Origin of the sequence: Psychrobacter sp. UBA3480 (assembly GCF_002377945.1) — a bacterium.
GTDB lineage: Bacteria > Pseudomonadota > Gammaproteobacteria > Pseudomonadales > Moraxellaceae > Psychrobacter.
In genome coordinates this window covers 51709-77163 of sequence record NZ_DFQV01000015.1, presented here as the reverse complement: position 1 = coordinate 77163, position 25455 = coordinate 51709, and the positions used below count along the sequence as shown (strand labels likewise).

General features: G+C 42.7%; 19 protein-coding genes. 12 read left to right on the top strand and 7 right to left on the bottom strand.

Translation table 11 applies throughout. From position 1 onward, the window contains the following. Positions 1 to 13 precede the first annotated feature (13 nt). From B2863_RS05665 to B2863_RS05650, 4 genes are all read left to right on the top strand, one after another. Positions 14 to 6877 carry an Hpt domain-containing protein gene (locus B2863_RS05665; protein WP_296208126.1) on the top strand — a complete coding sequence of 2288 codons (6864 nt, stop codon included), beginning with the start codon at positions 14 to 16 and terminating at the stop codon, positions 6875 to 6877. Further along, entirely contained in the window at positions 6867 to 7862 is a 996-nt protein-coding gene (locus B2863_RS05660) for a chemotaxis protein CheB (protein ID WP_296208124.1), read from the top strand. Before B2863_RS05665 ends, B2863_RS05660 begins: the two co-directional genes overlap by 11 nt. A gap of 17 nt (positions 7863 to 7879) precedes the next feature. Further along, a complete protein-coding gene (locus B2863_RS05655) occupies positions 7880 to 8377 on the top strand; it encodes a hypothetical protein (protein ID WP_296208123.1) in 498 nt (165 codons plus the stop codon). A gap of 139 nt (positions 8378 to 8516) precedes the next feature. Then, positions 8517 to 9044 carry a cytochrome b gene (locus B2863_RS05650; RefSeq protein ID WP_296208121.1) on the top strand — a complete coding sequence of 176 codons (528 nt, stop codon included), beginning with the start codon at positions 8517 to 8519 and terminating at the stop codon, positions 9042 to 9044. Between the two features lie 85 nt (positions 9045 to 9129). On the opposite strand, the gene minE is transcribed toward B2863_RS05650, so the two are convergent. The 5 genes from minE to B2863_RS05625 form a co-directional block, all read right to left on the bottom strand. Beyond that, positions 9130 to 9420, bottom strand: a complete 291-nt coding sequence (minE, locus tag B2863_RS05645) for a cell division topological specificity factor MinE (protein ID WP_057762631.1) — start codon at positions 9418 to 9420, stop codon at positions 9130 to 9132. A 2-nt stretch (positions 9421 to 9422) separates the two neighbouring features. Then, positions 9423 to 10235 carry a septum site-determining protein MinD gene (gene minD / locus B2863_RS05640; protein ID WP_057761560.1) on the bottom strand — a complete coding sequence of 271 codons (813 nt, stop codon included), beginning with the start codon at positions 10233 to 10235 and terminating at the stop codon, positions 9423 to 9425. A 289-nt stretch (positions 10236 to 10524) separates the two neighbouring features. Then, on the bottom strand, positions 10525 to 11349 hold the full coding sequence (gene minC / locus B2863_RS05635; protein WP_296208120.1) for a septum site-determining protein MinC: 825 nt from the start codon (positions 11347 to 11349) through the stop codon (positions 10525 to 10527). Between the two features lie 71 nt (positions 11350 to 11420). Next, complete coding sequence (locus tag B2863_RS05630; protein ID WP_296208118.1) at positions 11421 to 12518, bottom strand: hypothetical protein; 1098 nt, start codon at positions 12516 to 12518, stop codon at positions 11421 to 11423. 351 nt (positions 12519 to 12869) lie between these two features. Further along, the gene (locus B2863_RS05625; RefSeq protein ID WP_296208116.1) at positions 12870 to 13832 is read right to left on the bottom strand and encodes an acyltransferase; all 963 of its coding nucleotides are present in this window, start codon (positions 13830 to 13832) and stop codon (positions 12870 to 12872) included. Between the two features lie 375 nt (positions 13833 to 14207). Between B2863_RS05625 and B2863_RS05620 the strand changes: the two genes are divergently transcribed. From B2863_RS05620 to B2863_RS05590, 7 genes are all read left to right on the top strand, one after another. Continuing rightward, entirely contained in the window at positions 14208 to 14864 is a 657-nt protein-coding gene (locus B2863_RS05620; protein WP_057761553.1) for an OmpA family protein, read from the top strand. A 355-nt stretch (positions 14865 to 15219) separates the two neighbouring features. Beyond that, on the top strand, positions 15220 to 16680 hold the full coding sequence (locus B2863_RS05615) for an imelysin family protein (RefSeq protein WP_296208113.1): 1461 nt from the start codon (positions 15220 to 15222) through the stop codon (positions 16678 to 16680). Between the two features lie 285 nt (positions 16681 to 16965). After that, a complete protein-coding gene (locus B2863_RS05610; RefSeq protein WP_414706892.1) occupies positions 16966 to 18642 on the top strand; it encodes a di-heme oxidoredictase family protein in 1677 nt (558 codons plus the stop codon). Positions 18643 to 18711: 69 nt separating this feature from the next. Then, positions 18712 to 19863 carry an imelysin family protein gene (locus tag B2863_RS05605; RefSeq protein ID WP_296208112.1) on the top strand — a complete coding sequence of 384 codons (1152 nt, stop codon included), beginning with the start codon at positions 18712 to 18714 and terminating at the stop codon, positions 19861 to 19863. Between the two features lie 3 nt (positions 19864 to 19866). Then, on the top strand, positions 19867 to 21429 hold the full coding sequence (locus B2863_RS05600) for a DUF1513 domain-containing protein (protein ID WP_296208110.1): 1563 nt from the start codon (positions 19867 to 19869) through the stop codon (positions 21427 to 21429). A 216-nt stretch (positions 21430 to 21645) separates the two neighbouring features. Then, positions 21646 to 22179, top strand: coding sequence for a M48 family metallopeptidase (locus B2863_RS05595; RefSeq protein ID WP_339343194.1), 534 nt, complete (start codon positions 21646 to 21648; stop codon positions 22177 to 22179). Between the two features lie 212 nt (positions 22180 to 22391). Next, positions 22392 to 22994: a methyltransferase domain-containing protein gene (locus tag B2863_RS05590; RefSeq protein ID WP_296208108.1), complete on the top strand. Its 603-nt coding sequence runs from the start codon at positions 22392 to 22394 to the stop codon at positions 22992 to 22994. On the opposite strand, the gene B2863_RS05585 is transcribed toward B2863_RS05590, so the two are convergent. Beyond that, entirely contained in the window at positions 22972 to 23643 is a 672-nt protein-coding gene (locus B2863_RS05585; RefSeq protein ID WP_296208106.1) for a hypothetical protein, read from the bottom strand. The two genes, B2863_RS05590 and B2863_RS05585, sit on opposite strands and share 23 nt — an antisense overlap. Before the next feature lie 39 nt (positions 23644 to 23682). Beyond that, positions 23683 to 24594: a hydrogen peroxide-inducible genes activator gene (locus tag B2863_RS05580; RefSeq protein WP_101206008.1), complete on the bottom strand. Its 912-nt coding sequence runs from the start codon at positions 24592 to 24594 to the stop codon at positions 23683 to 23685. 268 nt (positions 24595 to 24862) lie between these two features. Between B2863_RS05580 and ahpC the strand changes: the two genes are divergently transcribed. Next, on the top strand, positions 24863 to 25429 hold the full coding sequence (ahpC, locus tag B2863_RS05575; RefSeq protein WP_057761534.1) for an alkyl hydroperoxide reductase subunit C: 567 nt from the start codon (positions 24863 to 24865) through the stop codon (positions 25427 to 25429). Positions 25430 to 25455: the final 26 nt, after the last annotated feature.

Below are 25455 nucleotides of genomic sequence, written 5' to 3'. Positions count from 1 at the left end.
TTAGGATAACCCTATGAAGAAACAGCCCAATGACATAGTGACACTTGAATGGTTACTACCATTATTTAATCAGCAATTATCACAGGTATCTGATGGTTGGCAATTGGGTGAGTCCAATATTGATCATAAGCAACTGACATCACATTATCACCAGATTAGTGGTGCGCTAATCATACTTAACCTTCCTTTGTTGGCAAGTATCGCTAGCAATTTGAGTCAACTTGCAACACTAGCAAGTAACGATGACTTTTCTATCAAAGAGCGTCGTGTAGGCCAGTTTTCTCACCGGTTATTGCAACGTGAGATCAACCAATATGCACGTACAGGAAGTTACCATACTGGCTTAGTCACTAAAGCTACTCATGAACTGACTCGAGCTTTGTCTCAACGAGATATAGAAACTAACTTATCTATAAAAGTTAATGATATTGAGCATGAATATGCTAATAACGAAAATATTATCAATAGTATTGAAGTGGTCGTACCAACGGGTCCAGCTACTTCTACTTTAACCAATGAACAGTATCAGCAGTTGCTACTCGTATGGCGTCAACAAGTACAAGAGTTATTGATCACTAATACAAACCAATCATCTTTACTAAGTACTCTAGAAAAAGTTAGTCAATACTTATGGCAGACTACACATGATAAGGGACTACAGAGACTTTGGTACTTAACTGAACTGTTGCTAAGTGATCTTACTCACAATGAAACACCGATACCTGAGCATTACTCACCATTATTGAGTCAGCTTGATCAAATTATAGAGTCCTATATCTATTCAGATGTGTTGCCTTCAGGTACGATTTTCAGATTGACTACGGAAATATATATAGAACTAAGCTATCTAACTTATAGTAGCAAACGCACTCAATCTATTTTGGATGAAGTAACACGAAATGCAACGACAGCCCCACGTTTTTTACCAAGATTATTGAATGAACTTGAAGAACTTATCTTCAAGCTAGATGAGCCAGATACTTTGGTAATACCTCTAGAACGCATCAAGAGCCAACTTAAAAACCGAGGCTGGACTTATTACGTGTCTCAAGTGGAATCAATTCTTGCAGATTTAGAACAGGCTTTTTCATCCGAAATGGGCTTTGCGCAAGAGCAATGGCAAATTGAACGCAAGCTGCAAGAGTTATATAACGCTATTTATAGTACTGAAAAAACAATTTCACTCAAAATTGGGGGGGCGACTTCTTTTACTACTTTGCCAGATATAACGGATGGCGAAGAGAGCAATTCGATAGGTAAGAGTGAAATTATTCCAACCGATGATGGCATACGTGAGCTGCGAATCGCAGTAGAAGAAATAAAGCAAAGTTTTAATGAGTATATACAGCGTCAAGACATTCTATTAATACCAGCTAATAATGATTTTATTAGTATTGGTCAAGCTTTTGATGATATGGGGCTGCCAGTAATTCGTAAAACAATAGAAGACATAGGTAGCATATTTGAACGATTGAACACTCATCAAATTACGACACCAAGTTGGAGTTTGGTTCAAGCATTGGCTGAGAGCTTAACCTCTATTGAGCTATTACTTGATTACCTCGCACAGCAGGTTTTCGATCAGCAGTTACTTACACTGGCAAATGAACATACAGCCAAAGCAACACAGCTTCTAAATACTTATATTGAAACACCAGAGATGCTTGATCAGACAGTGCCTACTCAAAAACTGTCAGCGAACGATGTTGTGCGTTATGACGATAGTGGTGAGGTTGAACCTATTGTCAATGGAGATGCGGAGCAGGTGGCTAGTCAAAATAGTGTGCATTTATCTAATAATATCGAAAGTGATTTGTTGAAACAGGCTCGTCAGCAAGTCAAACCTGACAGTTTTGAGACTGATGTAGAAATTCATAATATTTTCATTGAAGAAGTGACAGAAGTAATTGCGGATCTCAGAGACTTTTTACCAATTTGGCAGCAAGACTCACAAGATTTGACACCACTGACCGAAGTGCGAAGAGGGTTTCATACTCTAAAAGGCTCAGGTCGTATGGTTGGTGCTTTTAGTATCAGTGAAATAGCATGGTCAATCGAAAATTTACTCAATCGGTTATTGGATAAGACGCTGCCTGTAACAGATGAAATTGTGAGCCTAGTGATTGATACGACAAAAAGCTTACCAACACTGGTAACAGATTTTGAAGCGCAGCGCTTACCAAGCTTTGATCCTGCGATTACTATCTTACAAAGTAGCAATCTAATGCGCCAACAGCCTCTTAATACTGGACTGGTGATAGCTGAACTTGCTCCTAAAGAGATTATGTCGGATGATGCAGAATTAGAAAAGGCATTACTAGAGATCGATGATGCTGATAGCGATTCTAATAACGATATTACCGAGTTGGTTACCGACTCGAATAACAAAGAAGCGAATATCAACGAGCATCTATCTACATTGGAAATTCCAGAAGTTCTTACACCTTTTATTAAAGAAACCAATCAACTACCAGCTGATGCCAACGATGCAGATCTTGATATCAAAGAGATATTTATAGAGGAAGCCAGTGAAGTATTGGCAGAAATTGTGCCATTGTATGAAAGCTGGCAGAAAACACCGAGCGATCTAGAGGGCTTAAAGGATATTCGCCGTGGTTTCCATACCTTAAAAGGTTCGGGTCGCATGGTAGGCGCTAACTATACAGCTGAACTAGCATGGTCTATAGAAAACATGCTTAACCGTGTTTTGGATAACAGTGTCGCTATCTCAGCTGATATGCGTCAGTTGATTATAGATGTACTGGCAGCTTACCCCAAGATGCTTGTAGCATTTGAACAGGGTACTCAAGACTATCCAGCTGTAGTTCCAGTGTGGATTGCGTGTGCTGATGCATATAGCAAACAGCAGGGTAATGGATTTAGCTATTCTACTTTGTTTGCACAATCAGTAGATAGTTCTATAGATGAGATGGAAGAAACGAAGCCATGGCCTGATACGGCTAATACTGGCAATGCTTACGATGACAACAGTAATGAAGCAATAGATTCTACCTTACAGACCTTTCATTCAGTTAACGAAAGAATGGCTGAGGCAGCGGTTGTTCTTACTCCTCAAAGCGAGGAAGAGAAAGTATTTTGTAAGATATTTATTGATGAAGCAGAAGAGTTGCTTGATCGTATCGAACAGTTTGTCAAAGACAACAGAGAGCAACATTGTATAGAAATCACAGATGAAATCGTACGCGCATTCCATACTTTGCGTGGCGCCTCTGGTTCTAGTGCTTTGGCCGCTATCAGCGAAGTCAGTGCAACTATTGAACATAGCCTAGAGTTATTACAGCAGCAGGATACTGGGATGAATGCTCAACACCTAGAGGCGTTGGCTCAGTCAGCGAAACTAATAGATGGCTATTTAAATAATTATAAACAAAATACAGAACAGCATGATGTATCAGTAGAGAACAAGGATTCGCAAAGTCAACAAGATATAGCATCATTACAAGCAATGCTAGACGAACAATATGTTGTCAGTGATACTACCGTGATGACAGATAGGAAGCCGTCGATAGAAGAGCTATTAGATAGTAATATTGATGCCTTGTTAGATGCTGAATGGGAATTGGAAGATGCACTTAACCATACTGAAATAGAGCATGTCCAGAGCTATGTAGAGCAGCAAGTTTCACAAATAGCTGCTCTCATGGAAAAGGCGCAAGCATTTCCAAAATTTGTCACAATCCTTGATGAACTTGGCAACACATACCGTTATTTGAGTAATTATATCGATAAGGCTCAAGATAAAGACATTCAAGCAGTATTACATGCAGGTCACGCTCAACTGATAGGCTTGTTCGATGCTTTAGCCGGAAGTACCTCCTTAAAAATAGATAAACAAGTCATTGATGAGCTACGAAGTATTTATCAAGAAAGGGATGAAAACGAAGACGTTGGTTTTATCGTTAGAGCCGTTCCAGCACCTGAGCTACAGTTTGAGACTATTGATACTGATATCGAGCTGTTAGAAATATTTTTAGAAGAAGCACAAGAGCTTGATACTGCACTAGATGAAAGCTTTAATAAGTGGCGTGCCGATATCACAAATACCAATGCTCTAAAGGTTCTACAGCGCCATTTGCACACGATCAAAGGCGGTGCACGGATGGCTGGTATCCGTAGTATTGGTGATTTGACCCATGAAGCAGAAAGCGTCTACGAGTCATTTGTAGAGAACCGAAGAGCGCCAACAGCGCAGTGGCTTGAAATTATGCAAATGGTGCAAGACACGATGTCACTGCAAGTGATGCATATTGTGAGTCATAAGAAATCTTTCTTTACCCCAGAGCTGATTGAACAGTTGCGCCAGCTTGAAAAAGCAAAAACGTTACCAGAGGTAGTCGATCTAGTTATACCAGTACCAAAAAATTATTTTGAACCTACAGAGCGTAGCATTGCTGCCAATGTTGTTGACAGTGATAATGAGGTATTGAGTACCCTAAGTCTGGATAGCATGATTAAACAATCATGGGCTAACGGACTCCCTGATCCTGATATATTAGCAGTATTTTTGGAAGAGGCAGAAGAGCTTACCAATCGTAATAAGTATCTGCACTTGTTCTTAAAAGACACGAATAATACCACAGCGTTACAAGCGCTCCAACGTGACTTGCATACCATAAAAGGTGGCGCACGAATGGTCACTGCCTCTGGTATTGCTGATTTGGCTCATGAAATGGAGTCAGTTTATACGGATTTTGTCAGTAATCGACGTCCAGCCACCAAAAAAGTATTAGAGTTGCTGGTTGCAAGTCATGACTGGCTAGCTGATGCAGTATTTATTCTTCAACAACATGTTAATCCACCAACGCCTACGCTGTTGATTGAAGCATTGGAGCAGTTTGGTAGAAACCCTGATAGCCTAAAAACGATACCCAAAGAGTCTTTACAAGCCCAGCGTGAAGCCATTTTAATTGCCAAAGAAAACCAAGATTCACAGTATCTTGCAAAAGATATCAGTGAAATGCCGTCTATGCTTAGAGATACTCATGAGGAAGATCAGAGCGCTAGTAGTAATGAGATGATTCGTATCTCAGGTGGTTTGATTGAGCACATGATTAATTTATCTGGTGAGTCAGCGATTAACCGTGCTCGTATCGATATGGGTATCAGTAGTTTAACAAACAGTATTGAAGAGATGGGTACGACAGTACAACGTTTGGCAGATCAGCTACGTCGTATGGAGATCGAGCTAGAAGCACAGATTTTGTCTCAGATAGATGAGGAGCTCATCGATAATGAAGACTTTGACCCTCTAGAGATGGATCAATACTCATCTTTAAATCAGCTGTCTAAATCTTTAACAGAGTCGGCCTCAGATTTGGTTGATATTAACCATACATTATTAGAAAAGACACGTGATAGTGAAAGCCTACTGCTACAGTTGTCTCGTACCCAGACTGAACTGCAAGATGGTTTGATGAATTCACGTATGGTGCCATTTACACGCTTGACGCCACGTTTGGAACGTATCGTACGTCAAACAGCTAACGAGCTTAATAAGTCTGTTGAACTGACCATCATCAATGCTGATGACGAGATGGATAGAACCATCCTAGAGCGCATTACGTCACCGCTTGAGCACATGTTACGTAATGCTGTCGACCATGGTATTGAAACTACGTCAACCCGTCTGAAGTCAGGCAAAGAGCGTAGTGGCCGTATCACCCTTGAGGTCCGTCGTGAAGGTAGTGAAATTGTTATTCAATTAACAGATGATGGGCGAGGTATTGATGTTGAAGCAGTACGTAGTAAAGCCATCTCTCAGGGTCTAATTGATGCAGACGATGATAGTCTGTCAGACCTTGATATTATGCAATATATTTTCAACGCTGGATTGAGTACGAGTAAGCAAGTAACTCAGATTTCTGGACGTGGCGTTGGTATGGACGTTGTTATTAGTGAGATTCGCCAACTAGGTGGGGCGGTATCCGTCGTCTCAGAGTTGGGTAAAGGCTCAAGTTTCACAATGCGTCTACCACTGACGGTAGCCGTGTCTGACGCGTTGGTTGTTCGTGCTGCAGATCGCTACTATGCGATTCCATTGGTACAGATTGAGCGCGTGGTTCGAGTGAATCCAGAGAAGCTTTATGACTATTATCAATCAAATGATGCCACATTGAATTTTGAAGACACTGAGTATCGAGTACGTTATCTAAATGAGATTTTATCAGGCAATAAGTTAAATGAGTTGGTCGTAAATACCAATACCAGCTTACCGCTTATCATTATTAAAAACCGTACCGGACAGAATATTGCTTTGCAAGTGGATCAGATTGCAGGTTCGCGCATAGAAGTTGTTGTCAAACCTTTAGGCCAACAGTTATCAAATATTCCAGGGGTTTCAGCTGCTACTATCATGGGTGATGGCTCGGTCATGCTCATTTTAGATCTGATTGCTCTTATGCGTAATGCGCAATTGGTCAAGAATATTACGAAAGCTGCTGATGCTAAAAGAGGACGTATAGAGTCTAAATCTACCATTCTAGTCGTCGATGATTCAGTGACAGTGCGTAAAGTAACCTCACGCTTCTTAGAACGCCAAGGGTTCAATGTGGCAGTCGCTAAAGATGGTATTGATGCAATTGAGATATTGCAAGATATGACACCAGACATGATATTGCTTGATATCGAAATGCCTCGTATGGACGGCTTCGAGGTCGCCACTCAAGTCCGACATAATAGTCGTCTAAAGCAAATTCCGATTATTATGATAACGTCACGTACTGGCGAAAAGCATCGTGAGCGTGCCTTGGAGATTGGTGTGAATGACTATATGGGTAAACCATTCCAAGAAAAAGAGCTGCTTGATAAAATGCAAAAATTACTAGGTGAAGGGGTCAGCCTGACTAATGAAGGATAATGCACGTGTTTTAGCGCTGCGAAAAAAAAATAGAAACGATATTAAAGTGATGGTGGTGGCAGAAGACCACCGCCAGCGCATGGCTTTTTCAGATACGGTACGTGGGTTCGGCTTTATGCTAGTCGGCTGTGTGTCACGAGCACAGTGGCAGGAAACAGGTGAGCTTTTTAACTCAGCTATCGATATTTGGCTGATAGACAGTGATTATGATGACAGTGTGGCAATAGCGACGGTGGCATCAAAACCAGCAGCAGTACTGGTGGGCTTCAGTCAGGCTCCGTACCTAAACGAATCACAAGAATATGCAAAGTGGCAACGTAAGTTAAAGCGTAAATTTGCCCAACTGCTTGACTTGCCAACACTGATAGATGCTCCAGTTTACAAGAGTGCTGATACTGACTGGCATTATGTCGTATTTTTGGGTGCTTCTATGGGTGGCCCTAGTGCGGTTAAAGAATTCTTAGATAACGTACCAGCCACACTGCCAATCTGTATTTTATTGGCACATCATTTTAATCAGGCTATGATTGGTACGTTGCCCCGCATACTTAATCGTCATAATGACTGGCGCTGTAAGATTATCGCTTCTTCACAGCGATTACGAGCAGGAGAGTGTCTGATAGTACCTATTGATAAGCAGGTTGTCTGTGATTCAACAGGTCGCGTGATACTATTGGATCAAGATTGGCATGGTGAATATAAGCCTGCAATCGGGCAGCTGCTCAAAAATACCAGTGATGTTCATGGTAGCGAGCTTATTAATATTATATTTTCAGGTATGGGTAATGATGGCTCTCAGTACTTGGACCTAATCCAAGACAATAACAGTCAATTATGGGCACAAGATCCGAGCTTGAGTGCATGTCCAAGTCAACCTCAGGCTATCATTGACTCAGGGTATTGCAATTTTGTTGGTAGCCCTACCGATTTAGCAAAAAAACTAACCGATTACATTGGTGAAAGGGCAGCTAGCCGTTCACATTAACTTATTGCGAGTGACGTATGACACAAATTTTGAAACATTCGTTTGAGGCTGTGAGTCTGTTGACTACCAACAACGGTATGCTTGACGTCACCATTGTTCCAGCCGTTAACCAGCCGGACTGGATCATTCCAAGCAGCCTAATTTTGAGTGTGGATGATTCCCAGCAGCAGGTTTCTAGATACGACTGGCAACAGCAAGATTTGGCTGTATTTCATTTGCTACTGCAAGATCAAGCTCCAGAAAAAATGATTGTTTTGGAAGGTAATACGACTGATCACCGTTTTGCCTTACAGACGGCAGGTGATCTGCGTCAGCTGCAAGCACGAATTTCTGAAGTGAAAGATGTAGAGACACCGGAACAGTTTAGTACTACCAATGGCAAAGATAGGGAAGAGTATTTCGATAAAAATGACGTCTCATCCTACCTATATCAAACAGTGATGATTGATGACGAAATCTATTTAGTGCCAGATTTGGATAAAATTGCCTATCACCTGGTTGACTTAGATGGCTAGATTCTCACCTGTATTTAAGGTATTCTCCATTCTATAAATAGTGAGCCAGTAATGTTAATGACTTCATCTGTTGAAGAGTTATTAACTGGCTTATAAAACTGATTAGAGATAATTCCTGATAAAGGTAGTAGAGTCACTCATGAATAATGCCAACTCGAATGTATCAAAGTGGTCGGTTAGTAGCCGTATTTTTCATTGGATTAGTGCAGCTTTACTGTTAGCCACATGGATAATGATCCTGCTATATGAAAATTTAGATAGCAATATGTTTATTGGATACCATAAAGCGTTCGGCGTGAGCCTATTATTTTGGATGATTGCCCGAGTCATCAACCGCATTTTTACTAAGGCACCACCACCGTTAGCCATGCCAAAATGGCAAATGCTCATATCTCAGCTGTCACATTTTGCTCTCTATGCCATACTGATTGCTATGCCAATGGTTGGCTTACTGATGGCAGTATATGGCGGTCGACCGGTTGATATTTTCGGTATTTTTCAGATCCCTGTATTCGTGACCCCAGATAGAAGCTTGGCTCGTTTTTATAATAATTTGCATACTGAGATTATCTGGCCAATGATTATTGGTTTTACGGTCTTGCATATAGCAGCCGCGTTATATCATCAGTTTGTCAAAAAAGACAATCTCATTGCCCGTATGAAATAATCTGTAATCGATAAACATTAAAAAGCCCCAAGTATCAAACTTGGGGCTTTTTTTATTTATTGTAGAAATACGTACTGTTAGAACGCTATTTCTTATGCTCAGGCAAATTAATATTCATCTCTAACACATCTAAGCTGTCTTCAGAACGATGGTTAATATTGACATCATCAATCTGCACACCGTTAACGTATTTGTTCACAACTTCTAAGATTTCACGTTTCATTTTCTCGATACGATCAACCGTTAAGCGATTGTTCAATCTGTTTTCGCTAGCAACGATAACTTTTAAACGCTCAGTTGCTAAATTTGCGCTACCTGCGTTACTGTTGTCGTCAGTACCGAATAGGCTACTCCAAAATCCTTTTTTCTTAGTCATCATTATCCTCCAAACCAGCGCTGTAATAGACTCTTTTTCTTCACGTCAATATGACGTAGTGGGCGCTCTTCACCCAAGAAACGGGCGACAATGTCCTCATAACATTGACCAGCAACAGAGTCGGTATAATGAATAACTGGTTCGCCATGGTTGGACGCTTCAAGCACGGAATGGCTCTCAGGCACAACACCAAGTAGTGGAACTTTTAGGATATCGTTCGAGATAGTGTCAATATCCATCATTTCATTGGCAGCCGCACGTTCAGGATTATAACGAGTAATAATCAAATGCTCACGAACAGTACCTTGGTTCTCTTCTACCTTTTTCGTCTGACTTTGCAGAATACCGATGATTCTATCTGAGTCACGCACTGAAGAGATCTCAGGGTTAGTAACAATAATAGCTTCATCCGCATGATACATCGCTAACTGTGCACCGCGCTCGATACCGGCAGGTGAGTCACAAATAATATAGTCAAACTGCTTTGAGAGTTCAGCCATTACCTCTGATACCCCTTCGTCTGTCAATGCGTCTTTATCACGCGTTTGACTGGCGGGCAGGATATACAGGTTTTCAAGCTGTTTGTCTTTGACAAGTGCTTGCGACAAGCGCGCGTTTCCAGTGATGACATCTACGAAGTCATAAACAATTCTGTTTTCGCAACCCATGATTAAGTCTAGATTACGTAGACCTACATCAAAGTCGATAACAACTGTTTTATAGCCACGTAACGCCAAACCAGCGGCAAAAGAAGCACTTGTCGTGGTTTTACCCACACCGCCTTTACCTGAAGTGATTACAACTATCTTCGCCACAATGGCACACTCCTATGAATCAATGGGATATCTTTTATATAAATAGCAAAATTACATGTTATTTACCTAACATATATATACTATCTTCGAAGCTAGCCTAGCATAAATAAACAAAAATTTATAGCAGCTCGATACTAAAGCAGAAAAACAACCTATGTATCGCTCAATTAGCCTCTCTGCGTGGTATTAGTAGGGTTATAACTATGCTTTTTGGCTTGTCGAATAGAGCAGCTTAACTACCTTAGTTTTCTATAAAGTCACTTCACGGTGTATTATTTTTAATGGTGTCTTAAGCTTCATCCATCACGGTAAACACTAAGCCTTCGCCTTCTACAAATTTTACTTGCACGGACTTGTCGATAACATGCTCAGGTAAATTGTCTCGTAAGCAATATGTCCCTGCTACTGACACCAATGACGGATTAAAGACTTGGCAGAATATACGGGCATCTTTATCACCTGTTGCGCCTGCCACCAAACGCCCTTGTGCACGGCCATATACATGCAAGCTATTGTCAGTAATCGCTTCAGCGCCGCTATTAATACTACTGGTCAAAATCAAGTCGCCGCCAACGTGATTGAGGCTTTGTCCTGAACGCAGCATTTGATCATAGATTAAGCTAGTAATATGCTGAGTACTTACCAACGTCTCGGTGGGCATATTAGATAGTGTGGTTTCAGTGGCAGGTTCGCTCGTGGTAGAAGCATTATCGACTTTGTTAGCACTAACTGCTTCAGCGTTGTCATTCTCTGCTGATAGTTGGGTAGGAACGGGGGCTTTTTTACTTGGTAATATACGCTCAATACGCTTACCATCTGCTGGAAATATCGCTAAGCGCTGCTCACGTGCTTGCGCATCAAGCATACCTGTCACCACGCCAATAGGCTGCAATCCCCATGCCCATAACAGCTCTACCAATGCTGATAAATCCTGCTCAACGTCACTATCAATAAGGATAGGGATATTGCTCGATTTATTACTGAGCGTTTCAGTTAGCTGAGCTTCTATAGCTGCTAGATCGCTTGTACTAAACTGTACGCGTGAAAACGTCAGCATCTTGCCATAGAAAGCTAGCGCTGGTGCAGTCTGGTTATCGTTAGCTGAAACTGTCATATACAAACCCTTAAAAATAATTCTGTCACGGTATTATGTCTCTTATTACATCATGCTATTAGATAGCTAAACTATAGATTTAGCATATCTTGGTGCTTCCATTGCTGCACTTTTACTTGCGCTTCAAACGCAGTCAAACTGTCATCAATGATACTAGAAATCAAAGTATCTAGCGCTGTATTATTGGTATCTATTTGCGCAATACCGCTAGCAATTTCCATCATTAATATATCCAAGCGCTTAGGGTCTAAAAGTCGCTTGTTTAATGCATTTACGACGTTCTCACCGATATTGTGCCCGACGTGATGTAGCTGTGATTCAATCAGACTGCCCGCGATAGGTATCATGCGTAGATAGCGGCGCAACTCAGGTGTGTTGGCCAATCCTTCTTCAATAGCATTGCCCATTTCGCTCGCCAATATACTGCCACCACCTGATGAGGCAGTCAGTTCCTGCAGCTTCGGTGCAAGCTCTGTACGTAGCACGGACAATACGGCCGCTTCAATCTCATTTCGATTTTTTGCAATCGTCGACTCGATGAATGATTTATGCGTGTCTGAACTGGTTAGCTCTTGTCGAAAGTTTTGTATCGCTGTCAAAATAACGCGATCGGAGAGCTCTTCTAACAGTAGGTCAATGTAGAATTTGATTCGATTGATCCACGTCTGGGGCAGTACTTGGTAGCCAAGCTGATATAGACGTCGTCCAATAACGACCGCTCGCAGTAGTCGCAAAGCACGTAGCTGCGGAAAACAGCCTAATACTTCGTACCAATGAACGAATGGGAAAAAGAACCAGCGATAATAGACTTTTTGTTTGATGGCAATCGCCCAACGCAACAGCAACTCAACGACCAAAAAGATAGTAAAAAAACCTCCAGCAGTGCGTAGAGGATCATGTAGGGTTGTTTGATACCAATTGAGCGCTTCACTAATGGTTAGCCATTCTGCAGCATTGCTACTAAAATTGCTCATCAAAATAGCATCGATACTGATCAATAGCAGATCAATACTGATGGCAATAATCATGACGATATCGTAAGTGAGCTTAAAGCGACTCGGCTTTGGATGGTTCGGTTTTGGTGGCTCATCACTTATTGGATAATGAGGCTGACTCAAAACAGATTCGGTAGCTAACGGCGAGCTAGTAGTAGAGGTGGGCACAGTCATACCTTATAAGTAATAAATGGCACAAAAAATAGGTAAGAATTCGATATTTACTACCATTTACTATGAAAGTAGACATCGAAAATCTATGGGTTCATGATTAGTCACATTATCAATGAATAAGGTTAAAAAACAACCCATCTTTGATTAAAATTTACTTATGATGCATGGCTGTTTTAACAGTAAACATCATAAGTAAGATATGACTATTGTGACACCTGTACCCGTAACTTTGTTGCCCAATAACTTTTTATCTCGTTATCGATACTTACTACTTAGTGCGCTTGCATAGACTGTGCTTGGTATTTGATAAGGTCTAACAGTCAGCCAGTTTAATATGGCTGCTCATGATTGTTAGGTATCTTGCGTTTTTGGGTTGGTTTCAAAATCTGTCAACATAGTGCTAATACGTTCATCTTTTTGACGCCACACTTGCTCAACCCAGTCGAACATTTGAGCTTTTGTCTCTTCGTCATTTTCGTAGCCACCTTGCTTGATACTTTCGAACAACGTATCCGGTATGTCGATGTAGCGCAAGTCAACGCCCAAGCGTTTGATATTACCTTTCCAAAGATCTCCATAGCTTGGCACACCATCAGGATATACGATGGTCATGTCTAATATGCCATCGATATCTTCACCTAGCGCGCTGATAGCCAATGATAATCCGCCTGCACGAGGTTTCAATAAGTGCTTATAAGGCGATTTTTGCTGAGCTTGTTTGGCTTTGGTGAAACGAGTACCTTCCAAATAATTTAATAAGGTAAACGGTTTGTCTTTTAGTAGGGCGCAGGCACGTTTGGCTTCTTCGATGTCCTTGCCTTTTAACGCAGGATTTTTGGCGATGGCTTCTTTTGAGTGTCGGCGCATCATTGGAAAGTCTAAAAAGTAAAAAGCTTGACCAACGATAGGAATGTAAATCAGCTCAAACTTGGTAAAAAATCGCGTAAGTGGCAAACGTTTTTCGCCAATATACTGCACGATGCTAGTATCGACCCATGATTGGTGGTTGCTCACTAGCAGGTATTTACCATTGGTATGGATATCGTCCGGTAGGTTGATACGCCAATCTTTGCGAGGCAACATGTTATCGATCAAGGCACTGTTGCTACTGATCCAGTGAGTAGCAATTTTTATGACGGCTTTGTCTGCAATAGAGGCGCCAGTAATGACTTTACCGACGCCCATTAGCCATAAAGGAATACTACCACCGAAGCTATTGGCGGCGATGACACCAGTAGCTGTTGCAAGCGACACAGCTTTACCCAATTTAGGCGAACGTTTATGCATTTTTCGAATGGTAGATGTCAATCGCATGCTCAATCCTTTTCAGTCTATCTGATTAATAATAAGCCGTATGTCGCTGAATCTGTCCTAGTCAAGTCAGGAATATTATGAACGTAAAGCTTTAAATCATGACTATTTAAAGCCGACAAATTCAGCGATATAATTTTAGCAGAAACGTGTTGTAGTGTACGGTTGTAAACGTGACTAGTGGTAGCAAGGCGCGAAGATTTGACCTATAAAATCATTGAAATATAACCTGCACTTCTCATACATAGGTATGACAAAATATTACACAGAGATAGATTGTAGTTGCCATAATAATGGGGAATGTAGATAAGTACTTAAAAAAGATTAACGGACAATCTTTATAAAAAGCACGATTTTTTAAACTTAAGAGGAAATATTATGCGTAATACTTTAATGATTGCAGCAGTAGCATCAGGTCTAGCACTTAGCGGTTGTACAACAGATCCAAACACTGGACAACAGCGTCTAAATAAAGCTGCTCTAGGTGGTCTAGTTGGTGCAGCAGGTGGTGCAACTATTTCAAAAGCAACAGGCGGCGACAAAACTGGTCGTGATGCAGCTATCGGCGCAGCACTAGGTGCAGGCGTTGGTTACTACATGGAGCGTCAAGCTCGTCAGCTTGAGCAGCAAATGGCTGGTACAGGCGTAACTGTTGAGCAGAACCCAACCACTGGTAACATTGATTTGGTTATGCCAGGTAGCATTACGTTCTCATTTGATGATGCAACCCTTAGCTCATCATTCAAGCCAACGCTTGATAAGCTTGCTTCAACGATGAACCAGTACAACCAAAACACAATTACTATCGCTGGTCACACTGATAGCAAAGGTTCAGCATCTTATAACATGGGTCTGTCACGTGATCGTGCTTACTCAGTTGCTAACTACTTAACAGCTCGCGGTGTTGCTTCAAACCGTGTAAATGTTGTTGCTTACGGTGAGTCACGTCCAATCGCAGACAACAACACTGAATATGGCCGTGGTCAAAACCGCCGTGTTGAGCTAACAGTTAACGCACCACAGAGCGTAAACTAATCAATAGCTATAACTAATAAATAGCTATATAGCTATTAAGTATGTGCTGGATATTTGAGCACATATATTTCAAAAAGAGTCAGCAATATGCTGGCTCTTTTTTTGTGTTTTAAGTTTGAATAAAACAGTGATGATTGATAGATATAGTTAATATTAAATTAAATATTGATAATGATTATCAATAACACTATAATTTGTCAGTGTTTGCTATCAATGCAATATTAAACGTCTTATCGTGCGCACTGAGAGTCAATGTGCATGGCTAGGATAGCCTGCTGTAACATGGCTTGATTATCAAAATAATTGAGGCTACTTAACCAAAACGAATTTTTTGCTATATTTCTTGAGGATATGTATGACGATTACCACAGTAACGAGCCGTAAGCTTTTACCAACTACTTTAGCTGTTGCACTTGCAGGATTGTTAATGGTGTCGGGCTGTACAAAGCAAGCCGATGAAGACACCAATGCTGCGACAGAGACGCAAACAGAAGTAGCAAACACAGAGACGGCTGATAATACAGAGATGACTGCTGCCGAAAAAGCACATATTGATAGATTGATTATCAGTTATGCAAATATGGCACACGCCGCTTATGAAGATTCGTTGGACACGGCCAAAGCGCTGCAAACTGCGGTAGAGACATACGTAGCCACTCCAACACAAGAAAACCTTGATGCTGCAAAGGCTGCCTATAAAGCGGCACGCCAGCCATACTCACAAACTGAGATTTTCCGTTTTGATGAAGGCTTTGTGACTGCCAATGACAAACGTGCGATCAACAGCATCGATAGCTGGGAAGGGCAGATCAATGCTTGGCCACTTGATGAAGCATTGATTGATTATGTTGGTGACGACTACGAAGGCGAATACAACAGCCAAGAAAACATCATCAATAGCGACAGCATTACTGTTGGTAGTATCAAGCAAGATACCAGTACGATTACACCTGAGCTACTAGCAGAAATGAATGAAATCGGCGGTAGTGAAGCCAATGTAACGACTGGCTATCATGCGATTGAATTTATGCTGTGGGGTCAGGACAACAATGGCGTGAAAGAAGGCGCAGGTAATCGCCCAGTCACTGACTATGCGACTGAAGCTGGACAGTGTACTAGTGGTGAGACCGTCAACGAAGATGCCGGTATCTGTGAGCGCCGTGGTGAATTCTTAACCGCTGCAACTCAACTATTGGTTGATGATTTGACCGCGATGAAAGCCCAGTGGCAGCCTGATACTGAGAATACCTTGCGCAGTGATTTGATAGCGCGCAAATATGACAATGGTCTGCGCCAAATTATGTATCAAATGGGTAGCCTAGCATTAGGTGAGCTTGCTTCTGAGCGTATGCAGGTCGCTTTTGTTACTGGCTCTACTGAAGATGAGCACGAATGCTTTAGTGATTTGACTCATTTAAGCTATGCCAATAATGCGCGCGGTATCCAAAACGTCTTTAATGGTAGCTATACAACAGTCGCTGGTAAGACAGTGGGCGGCTACGGTATCAAAGACTATCTAACGGATAATGGACATACAGAAGCCGCTGATAAATTGGCTGCTGAGTTCAACAAAGTAGAAGGCGCGTTCAACGTTATCGTTGAAAAAGGCGAAAAAGACGGCATCAAGATTGACCAGATGATTGCAACTGTCGGTCAAGCCAGCCAAGAAGGTATCTCTGCCGAAGAACAAAACGTCCGTCGTGGATGGGTTGAAGCGGGCATCACTAGCTTACAAGAGCTGACGGCCAGTATTGAAAACGCTGCAAAAGCAGTTGGAATCGATAATCTAGATGCAGATGCCGGGTCACAGTTTTAAGAAAAATTTAAGCTAGCGGCCCTTATTTAAAAGCCTTTCATTGGCTTTGCGACGTTTTATTAGTCGTTATAGGTCAGTAGCCGCTGTTTATTAGATACTTAGATTAGATATAATACGTGCGTTGTCAGCCACCGTTGGCAACGCATTTTTACGAGCATTAAATGAGCCAATTGGCTGGTGTACCGTCTCATTATATGTCGATAAGCAATGATTGTGACGACATATAATGAAATGGTATGACAAAATTTTCATGGTTCTACTCTAGCGCTAAGGCAATTAATTTCTATGAACGCCAATTATGTTAACCCCTCTGATTCTCCTCTTGCTACTCAAATCCTACGACATATACCCTCTAAGATTGCGCTAATTATCGCCAGTGCAATGGCTATCAGTGCGTGTCAACCATCTGATAGCGTTTCTGACGACACTTCTGACGATGTTTCTGATGTTACTTCAGAGCAGGCCTCAAGTAATGAAAGCAGCAGTGAAAAAAGCCAATCGCTGTCGTCCGAACACGTCAAAAATATAGAAACACTGGCAGGCGTGCCGATGCAGCAACTGGTGAGCTTTGACCCTCAAGAGATCAAGCAGGGCGGTGACTCTGGTATTAGCATTAGCAGTGCTGAGAGCTACTCGAAGCCCTCATCAAACCTAGCAGCTTCTCGAAAAGGATCGTTCTTTATTGGTAATGCATTTTTCAAGCAGCCATGGGTCGTTGCACCTGCTAGTACTGATAGTCGCGATGGGCTGGGCGCATTATTCAATGTGGCAGCTTGTCAGTCTTGTCATGTCAAAGATGGGCGAGGCCATGCGCCGATGACTGCCGATGACGATGCTGATAGTTTATTGATTCGTCTGTCTATGCCAGCGACGACTGATGAGCAGCGCCAACAGCTACAGGATTCGCTGATTGAAAAGGTAGCTCATCCTATGTATGGTGGCCAGCTACAAGATCGCGGTATTCAGGGCGTGCCTGCTGAAGCGAGAATCGCAGTGCAGTGGACGGACAAACCAGTTACCTTTGCTGACGGATATGTCGAGACGCTGCGTGCGCCAATGTTTAATTTGACCAAACCTGGTTACGGTGCTTTTGACGATGACATGATGGTATCACCGCGTGTGGCGCTACCGATGATTGGGCTTGGGCTACTAGAGCAAATACCTGACGATGACATTAAAAAACAAGCCAGCGACAGTAGTAATGGTGATATCAGTGGTAAATTTAACTGGGTCATGGATCCACAAACCGGCAAGCGTGCGCTTGGACGATTTGGCTGGAAAGCGGGTCAAACCAAACTTATTACTCAGAACCAAAGTGCCTTTAACGAAGACATGGGTCTGACGTCGAACATCCGTCCTAACGAGTCATGTATGCCAACGCAGACCGCTTGCCTAAATGCAGCGACAGGTGCTGATGAGCAGGGCAATGGTAAATCACCTGTGGAAGTAAACGATGAGGTCGCTAAGTTTGTAGAATTTTATACTCGCAATCTAGCAGTACCGCATCGCCGTAATGCAGATGATAAGCTTGTGCTGGCTGGCAAAAAGCGTTTTTATGACATGGGTTGTCAAAGCTGTCATACGCCAAGATATCAGTTGCCAAAAACCGACGATGATCACCTTGAGCAGCATGGACAAGTGATTTATCCTTACACAGATTTGCTATTGCACGATATGGGCGATGATCTCGCTGATCGTACGATTGCTGGCAAACTACCACCAAAAGATGCCCAAGTTGAATTTTTAGCCAACTCTTATGAATGGCGTACGCCAGCACTTTGGGGCGTAGGGCTTGCGCAGACAGTTGATCCTCAAGCGACGTTTTTGCATGATGGCCGTGCCCGTACGTTGATGGAAGCTGTTTTATGGCATGGCGGAGAAGCCGAAAAGCAAAAGCAACAAGTATTGAAGTTAGACAAACAAGGTCGCGCAGAGCTTAATGCGTTCCTAAAGTCGCTGTAATAAAGTTGCTATTATAAAATTAGTATAAAAACGCTATAAATTACTACCTATAACATTACCGAGAAACCTATGAAAATAAACCACGCTTTGGCAATGGCGCTATCTGCATTAAGTGCTGGACTGTTGATCAGTTGTGTCAAACCTGCCGATGACAACAAAACTGCAAATGTAGACAGCCAAAAAGTTGTGCAAGACAGTGCAGCTACTGACAGCTCAGTAGAGAACAGCAAAGCAAGTACTGAGCAAATCGTTGCAGTAGATATCAGCCCTGAGACTGCAAAAACGTATTTGACGCATGTGGCAGACGATATCGTGATTCCTGCGTATGCTGATGCGGCCAAGCAAAGCGATCTGTTGAACGAATTGGCGCAGAAGCATTGTACCCAAGCTCCAGTAAGTGGCGATGAGCTACAAGCATTACGTGCACAGTGGCTAGTGTTGGCACAAGCATGGTCGAGTGCTGAGATGGTCAACTTCGGTCCTGCGACTGCTAGCATGAGCAATCTATACATTAACTATTATCCTGACGAGCGCGGACTCGTACATAGTGGCGTGGCTGATTTAATCGCTGCCAATCCAAAACTAACGCCAGAGCAGCTTGCTGGCGAGAGCGCGATCGTACAGGGCGTTCCTGGATTAGAAGAGGCTTTGTTCGCCAATGATAGTTTAGACGCTGGTCAGTGTGCTTACGTGATTAGCGCTAGTAGTGCGTTGAGCACGCGTCTAAAAGACATCGAGAAAAACTGGCAGCAAAACGCGACTGATTTATTGGCGATAGACAAAACAGCAGAGAGCGATAGAGGCCTAAATCAGTGGATTAACTCTCTACTGTCATTGATTGAGACCATGAAGTCTAATGCTATTGATCAGCCACTCGGTCTGACAGGTAAGGCAAAAGGTCATTTGCCTGCTGCTACTGCTGGTCAAAGCCGCGCTATCATCAATGCTAAGTTAGATACGATTAATAAAGCCATGACTGACCCAGTACTGATAGCTATTCTTGGTAGCAATGATGAAAACAAAGTTTCGGATAATCTATCAACTGCATTGGCTGATACAACCGCATTATTAGCACAAATGCCAGAAGATTTATCAGAGGCTAGTAAGGACGATCAACAAGCGTTATACGATCATCTGACTGATGTCACTCGTCTGATTAAACGCCAGTTAATCCCAGCACTTGGTATTCGCGTGGGCTTTAACAGCACTGATGGCGATTAGACAATGTCTACTATCGAAGCGAGTACAGCAATGTCAGCAGCCCAGACTCATGACCAGATGAATAGGTCTAATCGGTCTGGGAGAACTTCGTCAACTCATGAGCTTTTGACGACTTCAGTGCTGACAGCAGTTGGTACGGCGGCGCTGGTCGGTATTCACCATCGTTATCGTAAGCAGCAGCATCCAGATGCCAGTCTACAAGATTATGTAGATGGTATTCGTACGCAGTTGCAAGCATTAAGTGCGGCACCTGTTTCAACGCCGAAGCTTTCGCGCTTACGTTATGCTTGTGAGCAAGCAGCGGTAACCTGGAAGCAGGCTTATCATGCTGTAGGTGATGATAAAAGTAACACGCCTGACTTTGCTGCTGTACATACGACAACGATGCTAGCGCGCCCAGTCAGCTGGGTCAGTGGCGTTGCATCACTGCCAAAAGATCAGGCTACATCAGGCCAGAGTGAGCACGACTTTGGCGTGGTAGGTATTGATGCTGACAGACAAATCGTTTGGCAGACAACTATGCCTGAGCGTGTCCACGACATCGTTGTTCAGCCTCTACCTATCAATGTATCTGAAGCTCAAACTCAGCATAGCACTGTGGATCAAAGACGTGATGTTGTTGTGATGGGTCGTCGTCCAAGCGAAAGATTCTGGGTGCTTAATACATCAAATGGGCAAGTACAACATGCGATTACAGCTGATGTAGACCGTCACTTTTATGGTCATGCTTGCTATAGCTTAGATGGCAGCTTGCTCTACGTAACTGAGAATGACACGGTGAGTTTGGCAGGCAAAATTGGTATCTATGATGCCAATGATGCTTATCAAAAAGTAGCAGAGTTTGATTCATATGGTATTGGGCCGCATGAGCTGATTATGCATCCTGATAGCGAAACGCTCGTCATTGCAAACGGTGGTATCAAAACCGAGCAGGCCTCACGCGAAGAGCTAAATCTAGATACCATGCGACCCTCACTGGTTTATTTGAATCGTCACGATGGCACACTGCTTGAGCAAGTGACTCCCGAACATAATCAGATGAGTGTGCGTCATTTAGCCATGCACGATGATGGCACAGTGATGATTGGTATTCAGTTTCAAGGTGAAAAACATATCAATGTTCCATTGGTATTAACCCATAAACGTGGTGATGCTAGCTTTACCCCACTGACCATGCCAAACAATCAATGGCAACGCTTTCACCAATATATCGCTAGCGTGGCGGTAGATAGTGAGCGTAACCTACTGTGTGTGACTACACCGATTGGCGGCTGTGCAGCAATTTATGATTTACATACCCGAGAGCTGATTGATGATGTAAATCTGCCAGATTGTGCAGGGGCTTCGGTGTTAGCTAGTTCTAGTGCTTCAATGAGTACAATTGATAAACATACCGAGCCGACAGGATTTATCGTTAGTGATGGTCAAGGGCAGTTAACAGCGCTAAAAGTAACTGTTTTACCAGAAGTAAAATCGAACGTAGACGATGTTGAACCTCATGAGCGGATTATCAAAGACAGTCAACTGCATATGATGTCGTTTGACAACCACTTACAAGCACTGTGATCCATGACGTTCAGCAAGAGCGACAGCTGAATAGGCACGGCGATTAATAATGACTATTACTAGAATGGCAGTAATAGTCAGCCAAGGAGGTAGAGCATTAGCTTAAACACCAATTTAGATACTGTCAGACAGCAGCTTGCACAGGCAGGCATCGAGCTACATATCAGTAAAAAGCGTGTTAAAAATATTAATTTTCGCTTAAAGCCTTATACGTTGATGGTCTCTGCACCGATGCATGTCAGCGCATCACAAATGTTGCATGCTGTGGCTAAGCGGGTGCCGTGGGCTATTGCAAATCACCAACAAGTATTAGAGCAATACAAACGTAGACAGAATACGTCATCAGACTTTTCAACTGCTAATAATTCAGTGTTATTATGGGGTACAGAGCAATCATTTACGCTCAGTCCTGATGAAAAAATCACCTACTATCGGCAACAACTCTCCGAAGTCGCACCTGCACTATTTGAAAAGTGGCAGCCAATCGTTGGCGCTTACGCCAATGAAATACGGTTAAAAAAAATGCACACACGTTGGGGCAGCTGCAACACGCGCGCAAAACGAATTTGGCTATCGGTTTATCTTCCTGCCTATCCTATCGAATGCACCGAATACGTAATCGTTCATGAGCTGTGCCACTTGCATCATGCCAACCATAGCCGTGTGTTTTGGCAAACGGTTGCGACAGCGATGCCAGATTACCAGCAATGGCATAATATCCTAGCGGGCAAGACAGGACAGCTGGACTAAACGTATCATCTAACTATTTAACCATCTAATCAGCTAAATAGTTCTCGTAAGCACCTCGATATCATCTGTGTAACTTTCATTATGCAGAGCATTAAGTCCTATTTTTATCATCATTTTTAAAATAGGGACACACCTGAATAAGCCTGATATGATAAGGAATAACGGTACAAATCGTGTCGTTTAAACAATGGTTTTATATACAGGGATGTCATATGGAAAACGTCAACCAAGCGGAGTTTTGGCAGCAGCGTTATGAGAAGAACAGCATCGGTTGGGATATGGGGCAGGTATCGCCACCGCTCAAAGCTTATATCGACCAGTTACCTGAGAGTGCAAAAAATCAGGCGATACTAGTGCCAGGTGCAGGTAATGCTTATGAAGTGGGCTACTTATATGAGCAAGGTTTTACCAATATTACGCTAGTTGACTTTGCCCCTGCACCGATTGAGACGTTTGCAGAGCGCTATCCTACTTTCCCCTCTGAGCACTTGATCTGTGCGGATTTTTTTAGCTTGTCAGCTGAGCAGTATCAATTTGATTGGATACTTGAGCAGACGTTTTTTTGTGCGATTAATCCATCTCGCCGTGATGAATATGTGCAACAGATGGCAAGGCTGTTAAAGCCACAAGGCAAATTAGTTGGGTTGTTATTCGACACAGATTTTGGACGGGAAGAGCCACCATTCGGCGGCAGCAAGGAAGAGTACCAACAGCGCTTTCAAAGTCATTTTGATATCGATATTATGGAGCCTAGCTATAATTCACATCCAGCGCGGCAGGGTAGTGAGCTGTTTATAAAGCTGCGAGCAAAGTAAGCTCGCGCTTGATATTATCTCGAGCTTGCGTTTCTAACTGATTGTAGTAATGGTCAGTCAGATAAAGTTTGGGATGTGCTAGTAATCCTTGTAACACTGCAGTGCGCCCATCACGGTAGTTGTCATCTGCGATATGCTTATATTCTTGGCGTATCGCCTTTGCATACTGCTTGTAGGTAGGCCAAGGCGCACCCAACATACTCAAATCCATATCTAATAGATACGCAGCATCGTTATATTTGTCACTGTCTACCAACGTATCTAGCTGATGATTAGCCGTCATCATAATGAGAGCATGAGTCTGTTGGCATTGCTCTTGACTGAGATACGAGCTCAGGGCATCTGTTGCAAATTCTGCACTTTTTAGCTCGTTATCGGAGCGTGTTGGGTCATATATCACATCATGATAGTACAGTGCCAATGCAATGATATGTTGCTCAGACAGAATGTGCTTAATACTCTCAAACTGTACCAAGAGCTGTTCAATATGATTGAGTGTATGATAGGCACGTTGTGGTTCACCATAGCGCGTCACGATATTTTGCCAAAGTCTATCTATTTGCTTTGGCGAAATATCGCTAGTCATAGTTGATAAATGTTGTGCAAAGCACTTGCCAAGCTCATCATGCTTATTTGAGACAGTTTTCATATGTCATTTTTCAATATGACCGTGGTAAAGATGGTTTGATTATTCTTTGTTAGCTACCGCATCTTTAAATGCTTTATTAAACACCTCACCAAGCAAGCTAACATCATCGACACGCGCATAGTTCAGACGGGTGACAAAGGCAATATGGCGATGCGGCCCGTCTTCAGCCAATGGTATGGCGACGGCATTTTGGTTTTGCAGGTGTAGCTGATCGAGCGCCATTTCAGGTACTAGCGTCGTGCCCATATTGGCAAGCGCCATTTGAATCAAAGTATTTAGACTGGCATCTGAGAAGCTTGATTTCATTTGTGCACGGTCAAAATGACAGACAGACAGCGTCTGGTCGGTTAGGCAATGACCTTCACCAAGTAACATCAGGTTGGCAGTCGCCAGTTCATCAGCATTGATGGTCTCAAGCTTGGCATGTATGTCATCTTTTGGAAATACAGCAAAGAAGTCTTCACTCCAAAACTCAAAACTGTGTAGCCCATCTACCGCATAAGGTAGCGCAATAATAGCGGTGTCGATATGACCGTAGCGTACCTGTTCAAGCAAACGCTCTGTCTGTTGTTCGACGATGGTCATACGGAACTCTGGATATTGTGCACGCAGCGCAGGCAGTACTTTTGGCAGCAAATAAGGCGCAATCGTTGGAATGATACCGACAGTCATGGGATAGGCAAGCGGCGTCTGATGGCTATGAGCACGCGTGGTCAAATCGCTGACTTCAGAAAACACTCGCTGCGCCCGCGTGAGAATGTCTTGACCGATAGGGGTAATCAATACCTGCTTATTATTGCGCTCAAAAATCTGAGTATCTAACTGTTTTTCTAATTCTGCGATACCCAAACTCAGTGCAGATTGCGAGATATTGCAATCTTCAGCCGCACGTTTAAAATGACGATGTTTGGCGACGGCTAGGGCAAACTCAAGTTGTCGTAAAGTAATCATAAAACCTCTCTGTTAGTGGGTTTTTAATGCAATTTATTATGTTTGGTCAACCTTTACAAGGTAGCAAATTACCAATTAAGCACCAATGATAAAATGTAGAGATAATAGTTTAACAAGTTTAATAAAACAAAACATCACATTAAAAACTTTTAACTGGATTAACCGTAGAATTCGCGTATAGTTTGTCAGGTAGCCCAGAGAGCTGGAGGGCTAATTGAAAAAACCACATAATTAATTTCCAATTTACTTAACTATAGAGGAGCCAACCATGGCGTCTATCATCAATCAAGAAATCCCAGAATTTTCAGCAGATGCATACGTAAACGGTGAGTTCAAAACCATTACTTCAGAAGACGTAAAAGGCAACTGGGCGATTTTCCTATTTTACCCAGCTGATTTCACGTTCGTTTGCCCAACTGAGCTAGAAGACATGGCCGCTCATTATGACGAGCTAAAAGGTCTTGGTGTTGAAGTATACTCAGTATCTACTGACACGCATTTCACGCACAAAGCATGGCATGATTCTTCAGAAGCTATCGGTAAAGTACAATACCCAATGATCGGCGATCCTACTGGTAAAATCACTCGTGGTTTCAACGTCATGATTGAAGAAGCAGGTTTGGCTGAGCGCGGTACATTCTTAGTAGATCCTGATGGCTTGATCCAAGTCGCTGAAATCCATGCTGGCGGTATCGGCCGTAGTGCAAAAGACATGCTACGTAAAGTAAAAGCAGCACAGTATGTTCGTGAAAACGATGGCGAAGTTTGCCCAGCAGCTTGGGAACAAGGCGGCGACACATTAAAGCCAAGTCTTGACCTAGTTGGTAAAATCTAAGTAGGTATTTCATACTTAGATAAAAG